Below are 2,176 nucleotides of genomic sequence, written 5' to 3' on the forward strand. Positions count from 1 at the left end.
GGCGAAAGAATCCATGTAAGTCCGAGGTTTGATGGGTGGGAGTCATTTGTTCAAAATAACTGGCGACTCGGACCCGTGATCTCGGCAGCGTGCGGCTGCCGGTCACATTCACTCCACCCACCAAACACAAGGATCAAAGTACACATGAAGATTCTCGCATTAGACCTCGGCAAATTCAACTCCGTCGCCTGCTTCTTCAACTCCAAAACCAGAAAATCCAAGTTCCTCACTACGCCCACCAACCGCGAGCACATCGCCAGCATCTTCAAAAGTGCGAAAGCGGATCTCGTCGTCATGGAAGCGTGCGGCCCTTCGGGCTGGATCAATGACTTGGCGCAAAGTTTCGGACTGGAGACTCTTGTCTGCAGCACCAACGAGGAAGCTTGGCGGTGGGCCAACGTCAAACGCAAAACCGACCGTGACGACGCACTGAAACTCGCTCGCATGGCTGCCATGGGAGAACTCAAAGCCGTCCACACGCCATCGCCGCAGCACCGTGAATTTCGCTCTCTGGTCAAATACCGCAAGACGCTTGACCAGAGAATCAACAAGACCAAAAACACGATCCGCGCGTGGTTCGTCAACCATGGAGTCGAAATCGCTTCGGGCGAGAAAGCCTGGTACACCGGTCGTGAGAAAATCAACTCGTTTCGCAAGCCGCTGGTCAAATGTGGTGCCGACGAACTCTGGAAAGGAGAACTCGATATTGAACTAACCATCCTCGACTCGCTCACCGAGCAACTCGACGGAGTGGTCAAAAAGCTCGAGGCGATCGGCAAAACCGATGAGCGGATTCGACGCGTGCAAACGATCCCCGGCGTCGGGCCTCGTACCGCCGAGATCCTCGTCGCTTGTATCGACGATCCTCATCGCTTCGACAACGGAAGACAAGTGTCCGCCTACTTCGGCCTGGTGCCTCGTCAATACCAATCGGGCGAGACCGATCGCAACGGACGTATCACAAAACGAGGTAATCCACTGGCGAGAACCATTCTGGTTGAGTGTGCCTGGGCATCGTTGCGTTACAACCCTTGGGCCAAGGGAGTCTACGAGCGAATCTGCGGCAAACAAAAGACTCGAAAAAAGAAAGCGGCGATCGCACTGGCTCGCAAGCTCGCCGTGATCGCTTGGGCGTTGCTCCGCGATGAGCGAGACTGGGATCCTGCACAGATGATTACGGTGACAAAATCTTTCGATGGCAAACTGCCAATCGACGAAACGGAACTCGCGGCGATGCCCAAGAAGGAATGCCGTCACAAACGCAAACGCCGATTGGCGAAAGAGGCCAAAGCATCGAAGGAAGCGAAATCCAGTCAAACGAGTGTGAAGAAACGAAGCATAGCAACAGAGAATCGCAGCACATCGTCAAAACAACCTTCGGCCGCCACACGATCAACGCGAACTCAACGCCCCACCAATCGGACTAGCCAAACACGCAACCGACCACCGCGAGCAAGAAAGCCAGTAACCTCTGCCTGATGCACCGACATCGACGTAACGAATCGGCCTTGCTCGCTTTAATAAGCCATTGAAAAAAACTTCGGCCTGCAGGACAACCAGTATCGCGTGACGAATGCCTGGACATTGTCGTAACGAATCGGACCTGCCGGCCTTTTAACATACTCGATCACTTGACCTTTACTGACCCAATCACCCGCAAACATCTACAGGAGTCCGCAACACTCGCCCTGCCCGAAACACCAAGGAACAGACCTACCCCAAGTACTGAGCACCGAACAAACCTGATGCGGAAGTGGTTCACTTTAGGCCCGATCGCCATCAAGCGACCGGTAGAACCTTCCGACACATCGCCCTAAAGAATGTGCCGTACCGAAGGAAGACGCTTGCTGCTCACAAGAAGCCTCCAGGCAAGCGAATGCCAAGACACGCTGCTAGCCGAACCAAGAGGCTGGAACCGTGCACGGATAACTGAGGGGACGCCGCCGGCGTGAAGCACGCCGGCCCACCAGGACAAAGAGCGTTCACACCTCGAATAGTCGTTTAATCCAACTCCTTGATTGATTCGCCGGCAGAGCCGGAATTGACCGTATCGCAACTCGAGTCAACCGACGTGGCTGCCAGTGCCTTTCGCCTGCGTCATTTTTCGGTCGCCACTGACGGGCGAGCGACCGAAAAATGCCTCCGGCGACGGCACCTCACCACCACCCGCGGAAAA

At 55.1% G+C, this 2,176-nt stretch carries 1 protein-coding gene; it reads left to right on the plus strand.

All coding sequences use genetic code 11. The annotated features are described in order from the left end of the window. Positions 1-144: 144 nt before the first annotated feature. On the plus strand, positions 145-1,479 hold the full coding sequence (locus ABEA92_RS31170; protein ID WP_345689769.1) for an IS110 family RNA-guided transposase: 1,335 nt from the start codon (positions 145-147) through the stop codon (positions 1,477-1,479). Positions 1,480-2,176 lie beyond the last annotated feature (697 nt).

The sequence above is a fragment of the Novipirellula caenicola genome, from assembly GCF_039545035.1.
GTDB classification, from domain to species: domain Bacteria; phylum Planctomycetota; class Planctomycetia; order Pirellulales; family Pirellulaceae; genus Novipirellula; species Novipirellula caenicola.

Bases quoted from the DNA above. Each gene is read 5' to 3' on its own strand.
- ABEA92_RS31170 (WP_345689769.1), top strand. From the start codon at position 145: ATGAAGATTCTCGCATTAGACCTCGGCAAATTCAACTCCGTCGCCTGC.